The organism is Xenophilus arseniciresistens, assembly GCF_028023875.1.
GTDB classification, from domain to species: domain Bacteria; phylum Pseudomonadota; class Gammaproteobacteria; order Burkholderiales; family Burkholderiaceae_C; genus Xenophilus; species Xenophilus arseniciresistens.
Map to the genome: position 1 here is coordinate 1 of NZ_JAQIPB010000012.1, position 14,738 is coordinate 14,738.

Annotated in this window: 24 protein-coding genes; 19 read left to right on the forward strand and 5 right to left on the reverse strand. The window is 67.1% G+C overall.

All coding sequences use genetic code 11. The features are described 5' to 3' along the window. From PGB34_RS20695 to PGB34_RS20755, 13 genes are all read left to right on the forward strand, one after another. On the forward strand, window positions 1-117 hold a 117-nt coding region (locus PGB34_RS20695), incomplete at its 5' end, for an EF-Tu C-terminal domain-related protein (protein ID WP_456300866.1). Window positions 118-131: 14 nt separating this feature from the next. Next, window positions 132-446, forward strand: a complete 315-nt coding sequence (gene rpsJ / locus PGB34_RS20700; RefSeq protein WP_210542423.1) for a 30S ribosomal protein S10 — start codon at window positions 132-134, stop codon at window positions 444-446. 307 nt (window positions 447-753) lie between these two features. Continuing rightward, complete coding sequence (rplC, locus tag PGB34_RS20705; protein ID WP_271430008.1) at window positions 754-1,434, forward strand: 50S ribosomal protein L3; 681 nt, start codon at window positions 754-756, stop codon at window positions 1,432-1,434. Next, complete coding sequence (gene rplD / locus PGB34_RS20710) at window positions 1,434-2,054, forward strand: 50S ribosomal protein L4 (protein WP_271430009.1); 621 nt, start codon at window positions 1,434-1,436, stop codon at window positions 2,052-2,054. Before rplC ends, rplD begins: the two co-directional genes overlap by 1 nt. Continuing rightward, on the forward strand, window positions 2,051-2,386 hold the full coding sequence (gene rplW / locus PGB34_RS20715; protein ID WP_271430010.1) for a 50S ribosomal protein L23: 336 nt from the start codon (window positions 2,051-2,053) through the stop codon (window positions 2,384-2,386). Before rplD ends, rplW begins: the two co-directional genes overlap by 4 nt. Before the next feature lie 2 nt (window positions 2,387-2,388). Then, the gene (gene rplB / locus PGB34_RS20720) at window positions 2,389-3,213 is read left to right on the forward strand and encodes a 50S ribosomal protein L2 (protein WP_271430011.1); all 825 of its coding nucleotides are present in this window, start codon (window positions 2,389-2,391) and stop codon (window positions 3,211-3,213) included. 9 nt (window positions 3,214-3,222) lie between these two features. Next, entirely contained in the window at window positions 3,223-3,498 is a 276-nt protein-coding gene (rpsS, locus tag PGB34_RS20725; RefSeq protein WP_271430012.1) for a 30S ribosomal protein S19, read from the forward strand. A 12-nt stretch (window positions 3,499-3,510) separates the two neighbouring features. Then, entirely contained in the window at window positions 3,511-3,843 is a 333-nt protein-coding gene (rplV, locus tag PGB34_RS20730) for a 50S ribosomal protein L22 (RefSeq protein ID WP_017758382.1), read from the forward strand. Between the two features lie 14 nt (window positions 3,844-3,857). Next, window positions 3,858-4,751 carry a 30S ribosomal protein S3 gene (gene rpsC, locus PGB34_RS20735; RefSeq protein WP_271430013.1) on the forward strand — a complete coding sequence of 298 codons (894 nt, stop codon included), beginning with the start codon at window positions 3,858-3,860 and terminating at the stop codon, window positions 4,749-4,751. A 29-nt stretch (window positions 4,752-4,780) separates the two neighbouring features. After that, entirely contained in the window at window positions 4,781-5,197 is a 417-nt protein-coding gene (gene rplP / locus PGB34_RS20740) for a 50S ribosomal protein L16 (RefSeq protein WP_017758384.1), read from the forward strand. A gap of 17 nt (window positions 5,198-5,214) precedes the next feature. Continuing rightward, window positions 5,215-5,442 (forward strand): 50S ribosomal protein L29, encoded by a 228-nt coding sequence (gene rpmC / locus PGB34_RS20745; protein ID WP_271430014.1) that lies wholly within the window; start codon window positions 5,215-5,217, stop codon window positions 5,440-5,442. A gap of 9 nt (window positions 5,443-5,451) precedes the next feature. Continuing rightward, complete coding sequence (gene rpsQ, locus PGB34_RS20750; RefSeq protein WP_271430015.1) at window positions 5,452-5,721, forward strand: 30S ribosomal protein S17; 270 nt, start codon at window positions 5,452-5,454, stop codon at window positions 5,719-5,721. Between the two features lie 108 nt (window positions 5,722-5,829). After that, a complete protein-coding gene (locus PGB34_RS20755; protein ID WP_271430016.1) occupies window positions 5,830-6,336 on the forward strand; it encodes a peroxiredoxin in 507 nt (168 codons plus the stop codon). A 70-nt stretch (window positions 6,337-6,406) separates the two neighbouring features. Here PGB34_RS20755 and PGB34_RS20760 read toward each other — a convergent pair whose 3' ends face one another. Both PGB34_RS20760 and PGB34_RS20765 read right to left on the reverse strand, forming a co-directional pair. Then, window positions 6,407-6,979 carry a GNAT family N-acetyltransferase gene (locus tag PGB34_RS20760; RefSeq protein ID WP_271430017.1) on the reverse strand — a complete coding sequence of 191 codons (573 nt, stop codon included), beginning with the start codon at window positions 6,977-6,979 and terminating at the stop codon, window positions 6,407-6,409. Between the two features lie 40 nt (window positions 6,980-7,019). Further along, on the reverse strand, window positions 7,020-7,721 hold the full coding sequence (locus PGB34_RS20765; RefSeq protein WP_271430018.1) for a cytochrome b/b6 domain-containing protein: 702 nt from the start codon (window positions 7,719-7,721) through the stop codon (window positions 7,020-7,022). A gap of 181 nt (window positions 7,722-7,902) precedes the next feature. Between PGB34_RS20765 and PGB34_RS20770 the strand changes: the two genes are divergently transcribed. Then, complete coding sequence (locus PGB34_RS20770; protein ID WP_271430019.1) at window positions 7,903-8,358, forward strand: c-type cytochrome; 456 nt, start codon at window positions 7,903-7,905, stop codon at window positions 8,356-8,358. A gap of 63 nt (window positions 8,359-8,421) precedes the next feature. Here PGB34_RS20770 and PGB34_RS20775 read toward each other — a convergent pair whose 3' ends face one another. Beyond that, window positions 8,422-8,919 (reverse strand): TlpA family protein disulfide reductase, encoded by a 498-nt coding sequence (locus PGB34_RS20775; protein ID WP_271430020.1) that lies wholly within the window; start codon window positions 8,917-8,919, stop codon window positions 8,422-8,424. A gap of 85 nt (window positions 8,920-9,004) precedes the next feature. Between PGB34_RS20775 and PGB34_RS20780 the strand changes: the two genes are divergently transcribed. From PGB34_RS20780 to ptsP, 5 genes are all read left to right on the forward strand, one after another. After that, window positions 9,005-9,589 carry a hypothetical protein gene (locus PGB34_RS20780; RefSeq protein WP_271430021.1) on the forward strand — a complete coding sequence of 195 codons (585 nt, stop codon included), beginning with the start codon at window positions 9,005-9,007 and terminating at the stop codon, window positions 9,587-9,589. A 56-nt stretch (window positions 9,590-9,645) separates the two neighbouring features. Next, entirely contained in the window at window positions 9,646-10,968 is a 1,323-nt protein-coding gene (locus PGB34_RS20785; RefSeq protein ID WP_271430022.1) for an outer membrane protein assembly factor BamB family protein, read from the forward strand. A gap of 61 nt (window positions 10,969-11,029) precedes the next feature. Continuing rightward, the gene (locus tag PGB34_RS20790) at window positions 11,030-11,488 is read left to right on the forward strand and encodes a PTS sugar transporter subunit IIA (protein ID WP_271430023.1); all 459 of its coding nucleotides are present in this window, start codon (window positions 11,030-11,032) and stop codon (window positions 11,486-11,488) included. After that, window positions 11,457-11,726: an HPr family phosphocarrier protein gene (locus PGB34_RS20795; RefSeq protein WP_271430024.1), complete on the forward strand. Its 270-nt coding sequence runs from the start codon at window positions 11,457-11,459 to the stop codon at window positions 11,724-11,726. Before PGB34_RS20790 ends, PGB34_RS20795 begins: the two co-directional genes overlap by 32 nt. A gap of 84 nt (window positions 11,727-11,810) precedes the next feature. Next, window positions 11,811-13,598 (forward strand): phosphoenolpyruvate--protein phosphotransferase, encoded by a 1,788-nt coding sequence (gene ptsP, locus PGB34_RS20800; protein WP_271430025.1) that lies wholly within the window; start codon window positions 11,811-11,813, stop codon window positions 13,596-13,598. Window positions 13,599-13,616: 18 nt separating this feature from the next. Here the strand turns inward: ptsP and PGB34_RS20805 are convergent, their stop codons facing one another. After that, entirely contained in the window at window positions 13,617-13,919 is a 303-nt protein-coding gene (locus PGB34_RS20805) for a hypothetical protein (RefSeq protein WP_271430026.1), read from the reverse strand. Between the two features lie 96 nt (window positions 13,920-14,015). Then, window positions 14,016-14,735 carry a response regulator gene (locus PGB34_RS20810; RefSeq protein ID WP_271430027.1) on the reverse strand — a complete coding sequence of 240 codons (720 nt, stop codon included), beginning with the start codon at window positions 14,733-14,735 and terminating at the stop codon, window positions 14,016-14,018. Window positions 14,736-14,738: the final 3 nt, after the last annotated feature.

Below are 14,738 nucleotides of genomic sequence, written 5' to 3' on the forward strand. Positions count from 1 at the left end.
GTGTCGATCACCGTCAAGCTGATCGCCCCGATTGCCATGGAAGAAGGCCTGCGCTTCGCCATCCGCGAAGGCGGTCGCACCGTGGGCGCCGGCGTGGTGGCCAAGGTCCTCGAATAAGGGTGGGCAGCAACATGGCCAACAAGCAAAAGATCCGCATCCGCCTGAAGGCGTTTGACTACAAGCTCATCGACCAGTCGGCCGCCGAGATCGTGGACACCGCCAAGCGCACCGGCGCCATCGTCAAGGGCCCCGTGCCCCTGCCCACGCGCATGAAGCGTTTCGACATCCTGCGTTCGCCGCACGTCAACAAGACTTCGCGCGACCAGTTCGAGATCCGCACGCACCAGCGTCTGATGGACATCGTCGATCCCACCGACAAGACCGTGGACGCGCTGATGAAGCTGGACCTGCCGGCCGGCGTGGACGTCGAGATCAAGCTGCAGTAATTGCGGCGCGGCCTTCACGGCCCATAGAAAGCCCGGTTGCTTGCGCGGCCGGGCTTTTTTTGTGTGTGGGGTGGGCACCATGACCGCCTGCGATGCCGATGGGGCTTGCACAAAAAGTTGGCACCGCAGTAGAATCGCGGGCTCTGCTCTTTTTGCGGACGTTTGCCTATGGTTTGCCCAGGGCGGGTGGGCGCAGTTGGCAGGGTCCTTATCAACCTTCTCTCGCTGGATTCATCACGGCGCAGGCCGCGAATCCGAACGCTGTCGCCAATTGAAGTGGCAGCGGCGAGAGTTTTGGAGAAACAACATGAGTCAAAGCAACTCCCTCGGGTTGCTGGGCCGCAAGGTGGGCATGATGCGCCTCTTCACCGACGACGGGGACGCAGTGCCCGTCACGGTGGTGGACGTGTCCAACAACCGCGTGACCCAGGTCAAGACCCAAGAGGTCGACGGCTACGTCGCCCTGCAGGTGACGTTTGGTGCACGCAAGGCCTCTCGCGTGACCAAGCCGCAAGCCGGCCATCTGGCCAAGGCTGGCGTCGAAGCCGGCGAAATCATCCGTGAATTCCGCGTGACCGCCGAAACGGCCGCCCAGCATCAAGCGGGTGCCGTGATCGCCGCTCAGGGCGTGTTCGCCGCCGGCCAGAAGGTCGACGTGCAGGGCACCTCGATCGGCAAGGGCTTCGCCGGCACGATCAAGCGCCACAACTTCAGCTCGCAACGTGCGTCGCACGGTAACAGCCGTTCGCACAATGTTCCTGGCTCCATCTCGATGGCGCAGGATCCGGGCCGCGTGTTCCCGGGCAAGAAGATGACCGGCCACATGGGCGACGAAACCGTCACCACCCAGAACCTCGACGTGGTTCGCGTGGACGAAGCTCGCCAGCTGCTGCTGATCAAGGGCGCGATTCCGGGTTCGAAGGGTGGCTTTGTCACCGTGCGTCCCGCCGTCAAGGCCAAGCCGCAAGCGGCCGAAGGAGCGAAGTAATGGAACTCGAACTCCTGAATGAACAGGGCCAGGCTGCGTCGAAGTACGACGCGCCCGAGACCGTGTTCGGTCGTGCCTACAACGAAGACCTGATCCATCAGATCGTCGTTGCCTACCAGGCCAACGCGCGCCAGGGCACCCGTGCCCAGAAGGACCGCGAGCAGGTCAAGCACTCGACCAAGAAGCCGTTCAAGCAAAAGGGAACGGGCCGCGCCCGTGCCGGTATGACGTCCTCGCCGCTGTGGCGTGGGGGCGGTCGGATCTTCCCGAACATGCCGGACGAAAACTTCACCCAGAAGATCAACAAGAAGATGTACCGCGCCGGCATGGCGTCCATCTTCTCGCAGCTGGTGCGCGAAGGCCGCCTGGCCGTGGTTGATTCGCTGAAGGTCGATTCGCCCAAGACCAAGGCCCTGGCTGCCAAGTTCAAGGCGATGAATCTCGAGTCCGTGCTCGTGATCGCCGAAGAAGTCGACGAGAACCTGTACCTCGCCTCGCGCAACCTGGTCAACGTGCTGGTTGTGGAGCCGCGTTATGCAGATCCGCTGTCGCTGGTGCACTACAAGAAGGTGCTGGTGACCAAGGGTGCCGTCGACAAGCTCAAGGAGATGTTCGCATGAGCCGCGTGAACCCCACCCCCGCTCAGCGTCAATTCGATGAAGGCCGTCTGTTGAACGTGCTGGTCGCTCCCATCGTGTCCGAAAAGGCCACCATGGTCGGCGAGAAGTCGAATGCCGTGACTTTCAAGGTGCTGCAGGACGCCACCAAGCCCGAGATCAAGGCCGCCGTCGAGCTGCTGTTCAAGGTCGAGGTCAAGGGCGTGTCCGTCGCCAACATCAAGGGCAAGACCAAGCGCTTCGGCCGCTCGGTGGGCCGCCGTGACAACGTGCGCAAGGCCTACGTGACGCTCAAGCCCGGTCAGGAGCTCAACCTCGTTTCGGAGGCCGCGTAATCATGGCCGTCATCAAGCTCAAGCCGACCACCCCGGGTCAGCGCGGTACCGTCAAGATCTCGCGCGATCACCTGCACAAGGGTGAAGGTTACGCGCCGCTGCTGGAACCCCAGTTCCAGAAGGCCGGCCGCAACAACAACGGCCACATCACCACCCGTCACAAGGGCGGCGGTCACAAGCACCACTACCGCGTGGTGGACTTCAAGCGCAACAAGGACGGCATCCCGGCCAAGGTCGAACGCATCGAGTACGACCCCAACCGTTCCGCTCACATCGCGCTGGTGTGCTACGCCGACGGCGAGCGCCGCTACATCATCGCCCCGCGTGGCGTGGAAGCCGGCGCAACGCTGCTGAGCGGCTCGGAAGCCCCGATCCGCGCTGGCAACACGCTGCCGATCCGCAACATCCCCGTGGGTTCGACCATCCACGCGATCGAACTGCAGCCCGGCAAGGGTGCGCAGGTCGCGCGTTCGGCCGGTGCCTCGGCGACGCTGCTGGCCCGTGAAGGCGTGTACGCCCAGGTGCGCATGCGCTCGGGCGAAGTGCGCCGCATCCACATCGAGTGCCGCGCCACCATCGGTGAAGTGGCCAACGAAGAGCACAGCCTGCGCCAGTACGGCAAGGCCGGTGCCACGCGCCATCGCGGCATTCGCCCGACCGTTCGCGGCGTGGTCATGAACCCGGTGGACCACCCGCATGGTGGTGGTGAGGGCAAGACTGGCGAAGGCCGTCATCCGGTTGACCCATGGGGCAACCTGACGAAGGGTTATCGCACCCGCAACAACAAGCGCACGCAGGTCTTCATCGTGTCGCGTCGCAAGAAGTAAGGGACAGCCATGACTCGCTCTCTCAAAAAGGGTCCTTTCGTCGACCATCATCTGGTTGCCAAGGTCGAAAAGGCCGTCGCGACCAAGGACAAGAAGCCGATCAAGACCTGGTCGCGCCGCTCGATGGTGCTGCCCGAGTTCATCGGCCTGACCATCGCCGTCCACAACGGCAAGCAACACGTGCCCGTGTATGTGACCGACCAGATGGTCGGCCACAAGCTGGGCGAGTTCGCACTGACCCGTACCTTCAAGGGTCACCCGGCGGACAAGAAAGCCAAGAAGTAAGGAGCCCAAAACATGTCTGAAACACGTGCAGTGCTCCGCGGCGTTCGCCTGTCGGTGGACAAGGGCCGCCTCGTCGCGGACCTGATCCGCGGCAAGAAGGTGGACCAGGCGCTCAACATTCTGGAATTCACCCAGAAGAAGGCAGCCGTGATCGTCAAGAAGGTGCTCGAGTCGGCCATCGCCAATGCCGAGCACAACGACGGCGCGGACATCGACGAACTCCGCGTCAAGACCATCTATGTCGAGCAAGGTGCCACGCTCAAGCGTTTCACCGCGCGCGCCAAGGGCCGCGGCAACCGCATCAGCAAGCCCACGTGCCATGTGTACGTGACGGTCGGCAACTAAGGTCTGGAAGAAACATGGGACAGAAAATCCACCCAACCGGCTTCCGCCTTGCGGTCAGCCGTAACTGGTCCAGCCGTTGGTACGCCAGTGACCGTGACTTCGCGGGCATGCTGGCCGAAGACATCAAGGTGCGCGAGTACCTGAAGAAGAAGCTGAAGAACGCTTCGGTGTCGCGCGTCCTGATCGAGCGCCCCGCCAAGAACGCCCGCATCACCATCTACTCGGCACGTCCGGGCGTGGTGATCGGCAAGAAGGGCGAGGACATCGAGAACCTGAAGAAGGAACTCGGCAAGCAACTGGGCGTGCCCGTTGCCGTGAACATCGAAGAAGTGCGCAAGCCCGAAGTCGATGCTCAGCTGATCGCCGACTCGATCACCCAGCAGCTCGAGAAGCGCATCATGTTCCGCCGCGCCATGAAGCGCGCGATGCAGAACGCGATGCGTCTGGGCGCCCAGGGCATCAAGATCATGTCCGCCGGCCGTCTGAACGGCATCGAAATCGCCCGTACCGAGTGGTACCGCGAAGGCCGTGTGCCCTTGCACACCCTGCGCGCCGACATCGACTACGGCACCTCCGAAGCCAAGACCACCTACGGTGTGATCGGCGTGAAGGTGTGGGTCTACAAGGGCGACACCCTGGGCCGCAGCGATGCGCCTTCGCTGGACAGCACCCCGCGTCCGGAAGGTGAAGAGCGCCGCGGTCCGCGTGGCCCGCGTCGCGATGGCCGTCCCGGTGGCAATGACCGCCGTGGTGGCCCGCGCGGCGGCGGCCGTGGTTTCGGCAGCAATGCCGCCCCGGCCGATGGCAGCGACAAGCCTGCCGACGCAGTGGACCCCAGCAAGCCCGCCGTTAAGCGCGTCCGCAAAGCCGCGCCCGCTGCAGCAGCGGACGGCGCCAAGGCCGAGTAATACCGGCCTTCGAGTAACGGAGAAAACAAATGCTGCAACCTGCACGCAGAAAGTTCCGCAAGGAACAGAAAGGCCGCAACACCGGCGTCGCAACCCGGGGCAACTCGGTTGCCTTCGGTGATTTCGGTCTGAAGTCGGTGGATCGTGGTCGCCTGACGGCGCGCCAGATCGAAGCCGCCCGCCGTGCCATCTCGCGCCACGTCAAGCGCGGTGGCCGTATCTGGATCCGCGTGTTCCCGGACAAGCCGATCTCGACCAAGCCCGCCGAAGTCCGGATGGGTAACGGCAAGGGCAACCCCGAGTACTACGTGGCCGAGATCCAGCCGGGCAAGGTCATTTACGAGATCGTCGGCGTGCCCGAAGAACTCGCTCGTGAAGCGTTCCGCCTGGCTGCCGCCAAGCTGCCCCTGCGTACGACCTTCGTCGCACGCCAGCTCGGCGCCTGATCGAGGAGAGAACTCTCATGGCAACGAAAAGCAAGCAAACCGCGAAGGTCTCCAAGGCCGCCGCGCTGCGCGAAAAGGATGTGGCTGGCCTGCAAGCTGAAATCAAGGACCTGCAGAAGGCCCATTTCAACCTGCGCATGCAAAAGGCTACGCAACAGCTGACCAACAACGCCAGCATCGGTGTGGTGCGTCGCGACATCGCGCGCGCCAAGACCATCCTGGCGCAAAAGAACGCGGCCCAGTAAGGAGTGAACATGACGGACGTTCAAAAATCCCTCAAGCGCACCCTGATCGGCAAGGTCGTCAGCGACAAGCGCGAAAAGACCGTGACGGTGCTGGTCGAGCGTCGGGTGAAGCACCCGATCTACGACAAGATCATGATCAAGTCGAGCAAGTACCACGCGCACGACGAGCAAGGTGAATACCACCTGGGCGATCTGATCGAGATCACCGAGTCGCGCCCGATCTCCAAGTCCAAGAACTGGATCGCCACGCGTCTGGTCGAGAAGGCAGCAGCGGTCTAATCACTGCGCTTTCCCCTCTGCCTTTCCCTTCTGGTAATAGGCAATGCAAAGACGGCCCACAATGTGGGCCGTTTTCTTTTTTCAGCTCCCACCCTCAAGGAACCCAACATGATCAAGGTCGGCGACACCCTGCCCGCAACGACGCTGTACGAGTACTCGGATGTGGAAGGCGAAGGCTGCAGCATCGGTCCCAATGCCGTCGATGTGGCCAAGGCCAGTGCGGGCAAGACCATTGCGCTGTTCGCGCTGCCCGGCGCCTTCACGCCCACCTGCTCGGCCAAGCATGTGCCCGGCTATGTGGAACAGTACGACGCGCTGCGTGCCGCAGGTGTCGATGAGATCTGGTGCCTGAGCGTGAACGACGCCTTCGTCATGGGCGCCTGGGCGCGCGCGCAGAAGTCGGTCGGCAAGGTGCGCCTGCTGGCCGATGGCAGTGCCGATTTCGCCAAGGCCGCCGGCCTGACGCTGGACCTGACGGCCAAGGGCATGGGCGTGCGCAGCAACCGCTATTCGATGCTGGTCAAGGACGGCAAGGTGGCCACGCTCAACGTCGAAGGCCCCGGCAAGTTCGAAGTCAGCGACGCGGCCACGCTGCTGGCCCAGGCCAAGGGCTGATGCCCTGAAGCGCCGGATGCATCCGCAGGGTGCATCCCGCGCGCTGCACGCCTGAGACGTGAGCACGGTCTCAGTCCAGATCGGCCTTGAGGTAGTGCGAGCCCGCCACCGGGTTGTGATAGTAGGGTGGCACTTCCCTGAAGCCCAGGTCTTCGTACAGGGCGCGCGCCGCTTCCATCTCGTTGAGCGTGTCCAGCAGCACGCACGAATAGCCCGCCTGCCGCGCCGAATCGAGCACCGCTTCGGCAAGCTGGCGGCCCAGCCGCAAGCCGCGGAAGGCGGGCCGCACGTACAGGCGCTTCATCTCTGCCGCATTCACGTGGTCCACCGCGTCCAGGGGGCGCAGCGCGCAGCAGCCCGCCACTTCGGCCCAGCGGCCATCGGGTAGCTGCACGGCGTCGTCGCTGCCCGGGCTGGGTTCTGCGCCCACCAGCGCCAGCAGCAGCGTGCCGCGCGGCGAGGCATAGTCGCCTGGCAGCGCTGCCAGTTCACCCTCGAAGTCCTGGAAGGCCAGGTCCACGCCCAGGGTGCCGGCGTACTCCACAAAGATGCGGCGCACCGCCGCAAGGTCCTGCTGCGGATCGGCCACGTGCAGGCAGGTCGGCGGATCGACCGCAGCCGCTGAAGAAGAACAAGAGGACATGGGCGCGGAAGCAGAAGAAGAGGGCGCGTTCATGGCTTCTTCAACCCTGCAAGGACGCAAGCCAGCGCGCCGCGGCCGCGCACAGGCCGAACAGCACCAGTGCCAGCAGGCGCGTGCGCGCGTCGTCGCGGCTCATCGGCGCCTGCAGTTGCGACGGCACGGTCTTGTCGCCATGGAGCATGGGCCACACCAGCGTCTGGCGCTTGAACAGCACATAGACCAGCAAGGCCGCCACATGCAGCACCAGAAGTGCGATCACCACCCACTGGCCGGCGTCCTTGTGCCAGTCGGTGGCCAGGCTGGACCATGCGCCGGGCACCACGGTGGCCAGCGGCCCCGTGAAGCTGATGGCGTCATCGGACATCAGGCCCGACAGCACCTGCACCACCAGCGCCGCCAGCAGTGCGAACACCGACAGCGCCCCCAGCGGCGAATGGCCGATGCCATGCAGCGGCGCGGCGCGCCCGCGCAGGTGCGCCAGCAGCGAGGCCGGTGAATAGATGAAAGCCGAAAAGCGCGACCAGCGCCCGCCCACGAAGCCCCACAGCACGCGGAACATCAGCAGCGCCAGCACAAAGTAGCCGAGCCGGAAATGCCAGTCCATGGCGCCGGTCTTGGCCGTGACGATCAGCGCGATGACGCTGCCCGCCAGGCTCCAGTGGAACAGGCGGGTGGGCAGATCCCAGACGCGCAGGCGCTGTTGTTGCCCGGCCGGGGAAGAGGACATCGCGTGGGTGGACATGAAGGCGGCCCGGCGGGCGCCGGGCAAAGCGGAGCAGGGCCGCAGATTATCAAAGCTCGCGCCGGGGCCGGGAATCCGTGCGCCCGCAGGGCCTTTGCATGGGCGTCCTGCGCCGCTTCTAAACTGCGGGCGCCGTCGGGGACCCCGCCCCGGGCCCACCCACGAACAACAGGAAAGCCCCATGTCTCATTCGATGTTCTTCCGTGCGCTGGCCATCGGCGCGCTGGCCATGCTGGCCGCTGGTGCCCAGGCGCAGCAGAGCTTTGCCACGCCGCAGGAGGCGATCAAGTTCCGCCAGGCGACGCTCAAGGAGATGCAGCAGAACTTCAAGAAGGTGGCCGACATGGCCAGCGGACGCGAGGACTTCGACGCCAAGGTGGCCGAAACCGCGTCGGCCCGCGCCGCCGAGCTGATCAAGCTGCCCTGGGCAGGCTTCGGCCCCGGCACCGAGGGCGGCAAGGCCTCGCCGGCGATCTGGAAGGAACAGGACAAGTTCATGGCCGCTGCCAGCCGCGCCGAAGGCGAGGTGGCCAAGGTGGCCGCCGCCGCCAAGACCGGCAACCTGGATGCGATCAAGGCCGCTGTTGGCGGGGCAGGCGCTTCCTGCAAGGCCTGCCACGACATGTATCGGAATTAGCACCCCCCAGGCCAGGATCAGGCTGGCACGGGGAGCGCAGGCGCGCGTTGCGACGGGCGCTGCTCAAGCCTCGGCCAGCAGCTTCTCGATCAGTTTGTGCAGCTCGGCGAAGTCGGGCTCGCCCACGTAGCGCTTGACGATTTCGCCGCGCTTGTTGACCAGGTAGGTGGTGGGCGTGAGCTTCACATCGCCCCAGGCCTGGGCCACGGCGCCGGTGTTGTCGATGGCCACTTCGAAGGGCAGCTTGCGGCTTTCGGCGAAGTTCACCACGTAACTGGGCGGGTCGTAGCTCATGGCCACCGCCAGCGTGTTGTAGCCCTGCGCCTTGTACTTCTCGTGCGTGGCGGCGATCTGCGGCATCTCGGCCACGCAGGTCACGCAGCTGGTGGCCCAGAAGTTCACCAGCGTCACCCGGCCCTTGAGGTCCTCGGTGCTCTTTCGGCTGCCGTCCAGCAGCACGAAGGTCGACGCAGGCGCGGCAGAAGCGCCGGTGCTCAGCACCACGCCCGCACCCACGGCCAGCGCGGCCACGAATGCGGCAACATAGAGGACTTTCTTCATGGTGACTGGCTAGAGAGGGTGGGGCGCAGTTTAGTTCCGACCCATGGCCGCGCTTCGCGCCAGTCGCAACGCCTGAGTCCAACCCATGGCTTCTTCTTGGATATCTTCACTGCGGGCGCTCGCCGCAGCGCGCATCGGCCACGGGCGCTGGCTGCTGGCGGCGCCCGTTCTGGCGCTGTGCGCGGCCTGCAGCCCGGTCTTCAACTGGCGCGAGGTGCCGGTGGATGCACAGCTCAAGGCCCTGCTGCCGTGCAAGCCCGATCGCGCGCAACGCGAACTGCCCATCGCGCCCGAGGGCCTGCAAGCCACCCTGAGCATGGCCGGCTGCATGGCCGGCGACGCCACCTTCGCCGTGGCGGCCTGGCCGGGCCTCGCGGCCGACGAGGCGCCTGCCCGCCTGCAGCTGTGGCAGGCGGCCACCCGCGCGCAATGGGACAAGGCCATCGTCCAGGCTTCGGCCGTGGCCATGCCCCACATGAGCAGCACGCCCGCGCCGCAGCACTGGCTGCTCCTGCCGCCCGGCGAGCCGGCCAGGCCGCAGGCGCGCATGCGCTGGTTCGCCCATGCCGATGCGCAGGGCCGCGTCACGCTCTACCAGGCCACGGTGCTGGGCCAGCCTTCAGAGGCCGGCGCGGCCGACACCTTCTTTGGCGGCCTGATGCAGCGCTGAGCCTGGCCGGTGCCGTGGCACCACACCCCAACAACATCCGAGGAGCCTTCGCACGCATGTTCAGAGCATTGATTTCCTGCCTCACCCTGGCCGCATGGGCCGCGGCCCTGACGGGCTGCCAGGAGCAGCCCGCCGCCGTGGCCGCCGCACCGGCCCAGGTGCGCAGCGTGGCCGTGAGCACCGCCGGCCAGCTGCTGCGCTTCGACCTGGAGCCGGCGACCCTGCGCTGGGCCCATCGCTCCAGGCAGGACGCCGAAGGCAACCGCAACGCCTTCGCGCAGGCGGCTGGCACCCTGTACCTGCCCTTTGAAAGCGGCAAGCTCGTGGCCTTCGACGCCGCCACCGGCGACATCCGCTGGACCCAGTACGCCAACATGGGCGACGGGGCCGCCGACGCGGTGATGGACGGTGACGGCGAAACCCTCATCGATCCGCAGGGCCGCCCGTACTACATGTCGCAGCCGCTGCTGGCGGGCGACTTCGTCTACATCGCCACCGCGGGCCCGCCGCAGCATGCGCAGCCACGCCTGCAGGTCTTGCAGCGCAGCGATGGCGCGCTGGCGGGCAGCGATGGCGTCCAGACGCCCTACAACCTGTTCGCGCCCGTGGCCTGCCGCGGGCATGTCTTCGTCAATTCCGCCATCTACCTGAGCAAATACAGCGCGCAAGGCTCGGCCACCAGCTACGGCCTGCACGAGCAGGCCGCCTTCGAGGCGCCGCTGTACGCGCAGATGCAGTGCGATGGCAAGGCCCTGTACCTGGGCGACGAGCGCGGGCGCTTCTACGCGCTGCCGCTGGATGCAGACGCCAACGTGCCGGGCGAAGGCGACATCGGCGACCCGAACAACTCTTTCACGGGCCGGCCCGAAGTGCTGCGCTGGACCTACCAGTCCGAACGCTTCCCGCGCCTGGTGAACAGCGCCGTCAACAGCACGGCCTTGCTGGGCAAGGCCCAATGGGTGGTGGCCGTGCGCCAGGACGACGAGCGCCGCGACGCCCTCATCGCGCTGGACACCGACAACGGCCAGGAGCGCTGGACCTACGCGCCCGAGGGCCGCATCGCGCAATGGTCGGCCGACGCTTCGGGCATCGTGGGCTACACCGAGGCCGCGCCGGGCAGCCCGGGCGCCGCCACGCAGCCCACCACGCAGCTCTTCGTGCTCGACGCCAAGGGGCAGCTGCAGGCCAGGCACGCGCTGGCGAGCGAATTCCAGCCCCTGTCCAACGTGGTCAGGGCGGCCAATGGCGACCTGGTCTTCGTCACCGAACGCGGCATTGCCCAACTGAGTGCCGCCACCGGCCAGGCGCGCCTGAGCATCGCGCATCCCTTTGCCCGCCTTGAGCACGACACGGTGCGCATCGAGGCCCTTGCGCCTTGACGTGCGAAGCCCTGATCGCCCGGGGCGCCACGTATGATGACGGCGCCTTCGCCCCTGCCGCATGAACAGCATCTTCATCGTCGCCCACGCGCCCCTGGCCCATGCCTTGCGGCAGTGCGCGCTGCATGTCTTTCCAGACGTCGAGCCCTGGATCGGCGCGCTGGATGTGCAGCCCAATGTCTCGCCCGAAGAGACCATGGGCTCGGCACGCATCATCCTGGCCCAGCACCTGGGCCGCGCGCCGCGCTCGCAGGTGCTGATGCTCACCGATCTCTTCGGCGCCACGCCCTGCAACGTGGCCCAGCAGCTGGTGGACGGCGCGCGCACGCGGCTGGTGGCGGGCGTGAACCTGCCCATGCTGCTGCGCGCCGTGACCTACCGCCACGAGCCGCTGGACGCGCAGGTGCAGCGGGCCATCGCGGGCGGCACGGCCGGCGTGATGCAGGTGGCGGTGGCAGCGCCCCAGAACCAGGTGAGGAGAGCCTTCAGTGATCAAGACATCCGTGACCATCAGCAATAAGCTGGGTCTTCATGCGCGTGCCTCGGCCAAGCTGACCAAGCTGGCCGGCAGCTTTCCGTGCGAGGTCTGGATCTCGCGCGGCGAGCGTCGCGTCAACGCCAAGAGCATCATGGGTGTGATGATGCTGGCCGCCGGCCTGGGCGTCACGGTGGAGCTGGAAACCGAAGGTGCGCAGGAGCAGCAGGCGATGGATGCCTTGGTCGCGCTCATGAACGACAAGTTCGGAGAAGGCGAGTGATATGACCCCCACGCTCTCCGCTTCGCGAGATTCGCTGCCCCCCGAGGGGGCGTTCGCCGCCTTGGGGCGGCCCGGCGGCGTCGAATGACCGTTTCGCTGCACGGCCTCGCAGTCGCCCGTGGCGTGGCCATCGGGCGTGCGGTGCTGGTGGTGTCCAGCCGCGTGGACGTGGCGCACTACTTCATCCAGGCCAGCGAGGTCGAAGCCGAGATCGGGCGGCTGCGCACGGCGCGCGATGCGGTGGCCCAGGAACTGCAGCGCCTGCAGGCCAGCGTGGCGCAGATGAAGCGCGAGGACGCGCCACACGAACTGGCGGCGCTGCTCGAAGTGCATCAGATGCTGCTGCAGGACGACGCGCTGACCGAAGGCGTCAAGCACTGGATCAGCGAGCGCCTGTACAACGCCGAATGGGCGCTCACGACCCAGCTCGAGATCGTGGCCCGCCAGTTCGACGAGATGGAGGACGACTACCTGCGCGAGCGCAAGGCCGACCTCGAACAGGTGGTCGAGCGCCTGCTGCGGCAGATGAAGGGCACCGCCGCCGTGCTGGCGCCGCCGCCGCCGCCGCGCCGCGCGCGCACCGACAGCGACGAGGGTGAGGCCGGCGAGGGCGACTTCGACGTGCCGCTGGTGCTGGTGGCGCACGACCTTTCTCCGGCCGACATGCTCCAGTTCAAGAAGAGCGTGTTCGCCGGCTTCGTCACCGACGTGGGCGGCAAGACCTCGCACACGGCCATCGTGGCGCGCAGCATGGACATCCCGGCCGTGGTGGGCGCGCGCAGCGCCAGCCAGCTGGTGCGCCAGGACGACTGGATCATCATCGACGGCGAGGCCGGCGTGGTGATCGTCGATCCCTCGCCCATCATCCTGGCCGAGTACGGCTTCAAGCAGCGCCAGGGCGAGCTGGAGCGCGAGCGCCTCTGGCGCCTGCGCCACAAGCCCGCCGTCACGCTCGACGGCGAGGCCGTGGAGCTGCTGGCCAACATCGAGATGCCCGAGGACAGCACCGCGGCCGTCAAGGCCGGTGCCGTGGGCGTGGGGCTGTTCCGCAGCGAGTTCCTGTTCATGGGCCGCGAGGCCCGCAGCCTGACGCGCCTGCCCGACGAGGACGAACAGTACGAGGCCTACCGCCGCGCCGTGGAAGGCATGCGCGGCATGCCCGTGACCATCCGCACCATCGACATCGGCGCCGACAAGCCGCTGGACGGCAAGGCCAGCAAGCAGGAATACCTGAACCCGGCCCTGGGCCTGCGCGCCATCCGCTGGAGCCTGTCGGAGCCGGCCATGTTCCTGGTGCAGCTGCGGGCCATCCTGCGCGCGGCGGCGCATGGCCCCGTGCATCTGCTGATCCCGATGCTCGCGCATGCGCGCGAGATCCGCCAGACGCTGGCGCTCATCGAGCATGCGCGCGAGGAACTGCGCGCCCAGGGCGTGCCGCAGGGCGAGGTCAAGCTCGGCGCGATGATCGAGATCCCGGCCGCGGCCATGATGCTGCGCGTGTTCCTGAAGCACTTCGACTTCCTGTCCATCGGCACCAACGACCTGATCCAGTACACGCTGGCCATCGACCGCGCCGACGAGGCCGTCTCGCACCTGTACGACCCCTGCCACCCGGCCGTGCTGCGGCTGGTGGCCGACACCATTGCCGAATGCCGGCGCCAGGGCAAGGGCGTGAGCGTGTGCGGCGAGATGGCGGGCGACGTGCAGTTCACGCGCCTGCTGCTGGGGCTGGGCCTGCGCAGCTTCTCCATGCACCCCTCGCAGATCCTGGCCGTGAAGCAGGAAGTGCTGAGGGCCGACACCGGCAAGCTCGCGCCCTGGGCGCAGCAGGTGCTCGACAGCGACGAGCCCTCGGAGCTGCTGGGCCACTGAGCCCGCGCGTCCAGCGCCTCAGCGCGGCCCGTCGGACGGGCCCCTGAAGAACACCCGCTCCTTCTGAAAGCGGAAGTCCGCTGCGGCGGGCCCGTCGCACTCGCCCTCGCGGCGCGCAGCCTCATCGCCCTCGCCGGGGCGATGAGGCGGGCCGGCGGGGTGCGCGCCAGGCGGCAGCTCGGGGTCTGCGCAGGAAGGCATCGCAGCGGCATGCGGTGCGCGCGCGGGGTGCGGCGCGTGCGGCGGGGGAGGCAGCATGATGCAGCCGCCCAGGGCGCTGCTGAGCATCAGGCCCAGGGCGGCCAGGGTACGAGGGGTCATGGCAATGCAAGGCACGGCAGTGGAAAGGGGCCACTGTGCGCCTGCATCTTGGAGGCATATGGGAGGGGTGCGGGAGGCGCCCCGCGTCTCGCGGGCTCAGCCGGCCGGCGCTTCCTCGAAGCTGAAGCCCACGCCGTAGACCGAGCGGATCCATTCGTGCGCCGGGTCCACCGCCGCCAGCTTGCGGCGCAGGTTCTTCACATGGCTGTCCACGGCGCGCTCGGTCACGTCCAGCGTGTCCTCGTAGGCCATGTCCAGCAGCTGCGCGCGCGAGAAGATGCGCCCCGGCGCGCGCGCCAGCACCTGCAGCAGCCGGAACTCGCGCCGCGTCAGAGCCAGCCCGGTGCCGCGCAGCGTGGCCTGCCAGCGGGTTTCGTCCAACTGCAGGGCCGATGCGCCGGCTTGCGCGTCTGCGCCACCCTGGCTGCGCCGCAGCACCGCGCGCACGCGGGCCACCACCTCGCGCGGCGAGAAAGGCTTGCAGATGTAGTCGTCCGCGCCCAGGTCCAGGCCCAGCAGGCGGTCCACTTCCTCGATGCGCGCCGTGAGCATCAGGATGGGCTTGCGCGTGTGCAGGCGCGCTTCGCGCAGCACGGCAAGGCCGTCCATCTGCGGCAGCATGATGTCCAGCAGCGTGAGGTCGGGCGGCGCGGCCTGGATGCGCGCCAGCGCGCTGGCGCCGTCGGCCACATGCTCGGTGCTGTAGCCCGCATGGCGCAGGTAGTCGCTCAGGACCGAGGCGATGTCGTGCTCGTCCTCGACGATCAGCACATGGGCCGGCGCGGGCGTCGCGCAGGAGGGGGTGGTGTTGTTCATTTC

Bases quoted from the DNA above. Each gene is read 5' to 3' on its own strand.
- rpsJ (WP_210542423.1), top strand. From the start codon at position 132: ATGGCCAACAAGCAAAAGATCCGCATCCGCCTGAAGGCGTTTGACTAC.
- rplC (WP_271430008.1), top strand. From the start codon at position 754: ATGAGTCAAAGCAACTCCCTCGGGTTGCTGGGCCGCAAGGTGGGCATG.
- rplD (WP_271430009.1), top strand. From the start codon at position 1,434: ATGGAACTCGAACTCCTGAATGAACAGGGCCAGGCTGCGTCGAAGTAC.
- rplW (WP_271430010.1), top strand. From the start codon at position 2,051: ATGAGCCGCGTGAACCCCACCCCCGCTCAGCGTCAATTCGATGAAGGC.
- rplB (WP_271430011.1), top strand. From the start codon at position 2,389: ATGGCCGTCATCAAGCTCAAGCCGACCACCCCGGGTCAGCGCGGTACC.
- rpsS (WP_271430012.1), top strand. From the start codon at position 3,223: ATGACTCGCTCTCTCAAAAAGGGTCCTTTCGTCGACCATCATCTGGTT.
- rplV (WP_017758382.1), top strand. From the start codon at position 3,511: ATGTCTGAAACACGTGCAGTGCTCCGCGGCGTTCGCCTGTCGGTGGAC.
- rpsC (WP_271430013.1), top strand. From the start codon at position 3,858: ATGGGACAGAAAATCCACCCAACCGGCTTCCGCCTTGCGGTCAGCCGT.
- rplP (WP_017758384.1), top strand. From the start codon at position 4,781: ATGCTGCAACCTGCACGCAGAAAGTTCCGCAAGGAACAGAAAGGCCGC.
- rpmC (WP_271430014.1), top strand. From the start codon at position 5,215: ATGGCAACGAAAAGCAAGCAAACCGCGAAGGTCTCCAAGGCCGCCGCG.
- rpsQ (WP_271430015.1), top strand. From the start codon at position 5,452: ATGACGGACGTTCAAAAATCCCTCAAGCGCACCCTGATCGGCAAGGTC.
- PGB34_RS20755 (WP_271430016.1), top strand. From the start codon at position 5,830: ATGATCAAGGTCGGCGACACCCTGCCCGCAACGACGCTGTACGAGTAC.
- PGB34_RS20760 (WP_271430017.1), bottom strand. From the start codon at position 6,979: ATGTCCTCTTGTTCTTCTTCAGCGGCTGCGGTCGATCCGCCGACCTGC.
- PGB34_RS20765 (WP_271430018.1), bottom strand. From the start codon at position 7,721: ATGTCCACCCACGCGATGTCCTCTTCCCCGGCCGGGCAACAACAGCGC.
- PGB34_RS20770 (WP_271430019.1), top strand. From the start codon at position 7,903: ATGTCTCATTCGATGTTCTTCCGTGCGCTGGCCATCGGCGCGCTGGCC.
- PGB34_RS20775 (WP_271430020.1), bottom strand. From the start codon at position 8,919: ATGAAGAAAGTCCTCTATGTTGCCGCATTCGTGGCCGCGCTGGCCGTG.
- PGB34_RS20780 (WP_271430021.1), top strand. From the start codon at position 9,005: ATGGCTTCTTCTTGGATATCTTCACTGCGGGCGCTCGCCGCAGCGCGC.
- PGB34_RS20785 (WP_271430022.1), top strand. From the start codon at position 9,646: ATGTTCAGAGCATTGATTTCCTGCCTCACCCTGGCCGCATGGGCCGCG.
- PGB34_RS20790 (WP_271430023.1), top strand. From the start codon at position 11,030: ATGAACAGCATCTTCATCGTCGCCCACGCGCCCCTGGCCCATGCCTTG.
- ptsP (WP_271430025.1), top strand. From the start codon at position 11,811: ATGACCGTTTCGCTGCACGGCCTCGCAGTCGCCCGTGGCGTGGCCATC.
- PGB34_RS20805 (WP_271430026.1), bottom strand. From the start codon at position 13,919: ATGACCCCTCGTACCCTGGCCGCCCTGGGCCTGATGCTCAGCAGCGCC.
- PGB34_RS20810 (WP_271430027.1), bottom strand. From the start codon at position 14,735: ATGAACAACACCACCCCCTCCTGCGCGACGCCCGCGCCGGCCCATGTG.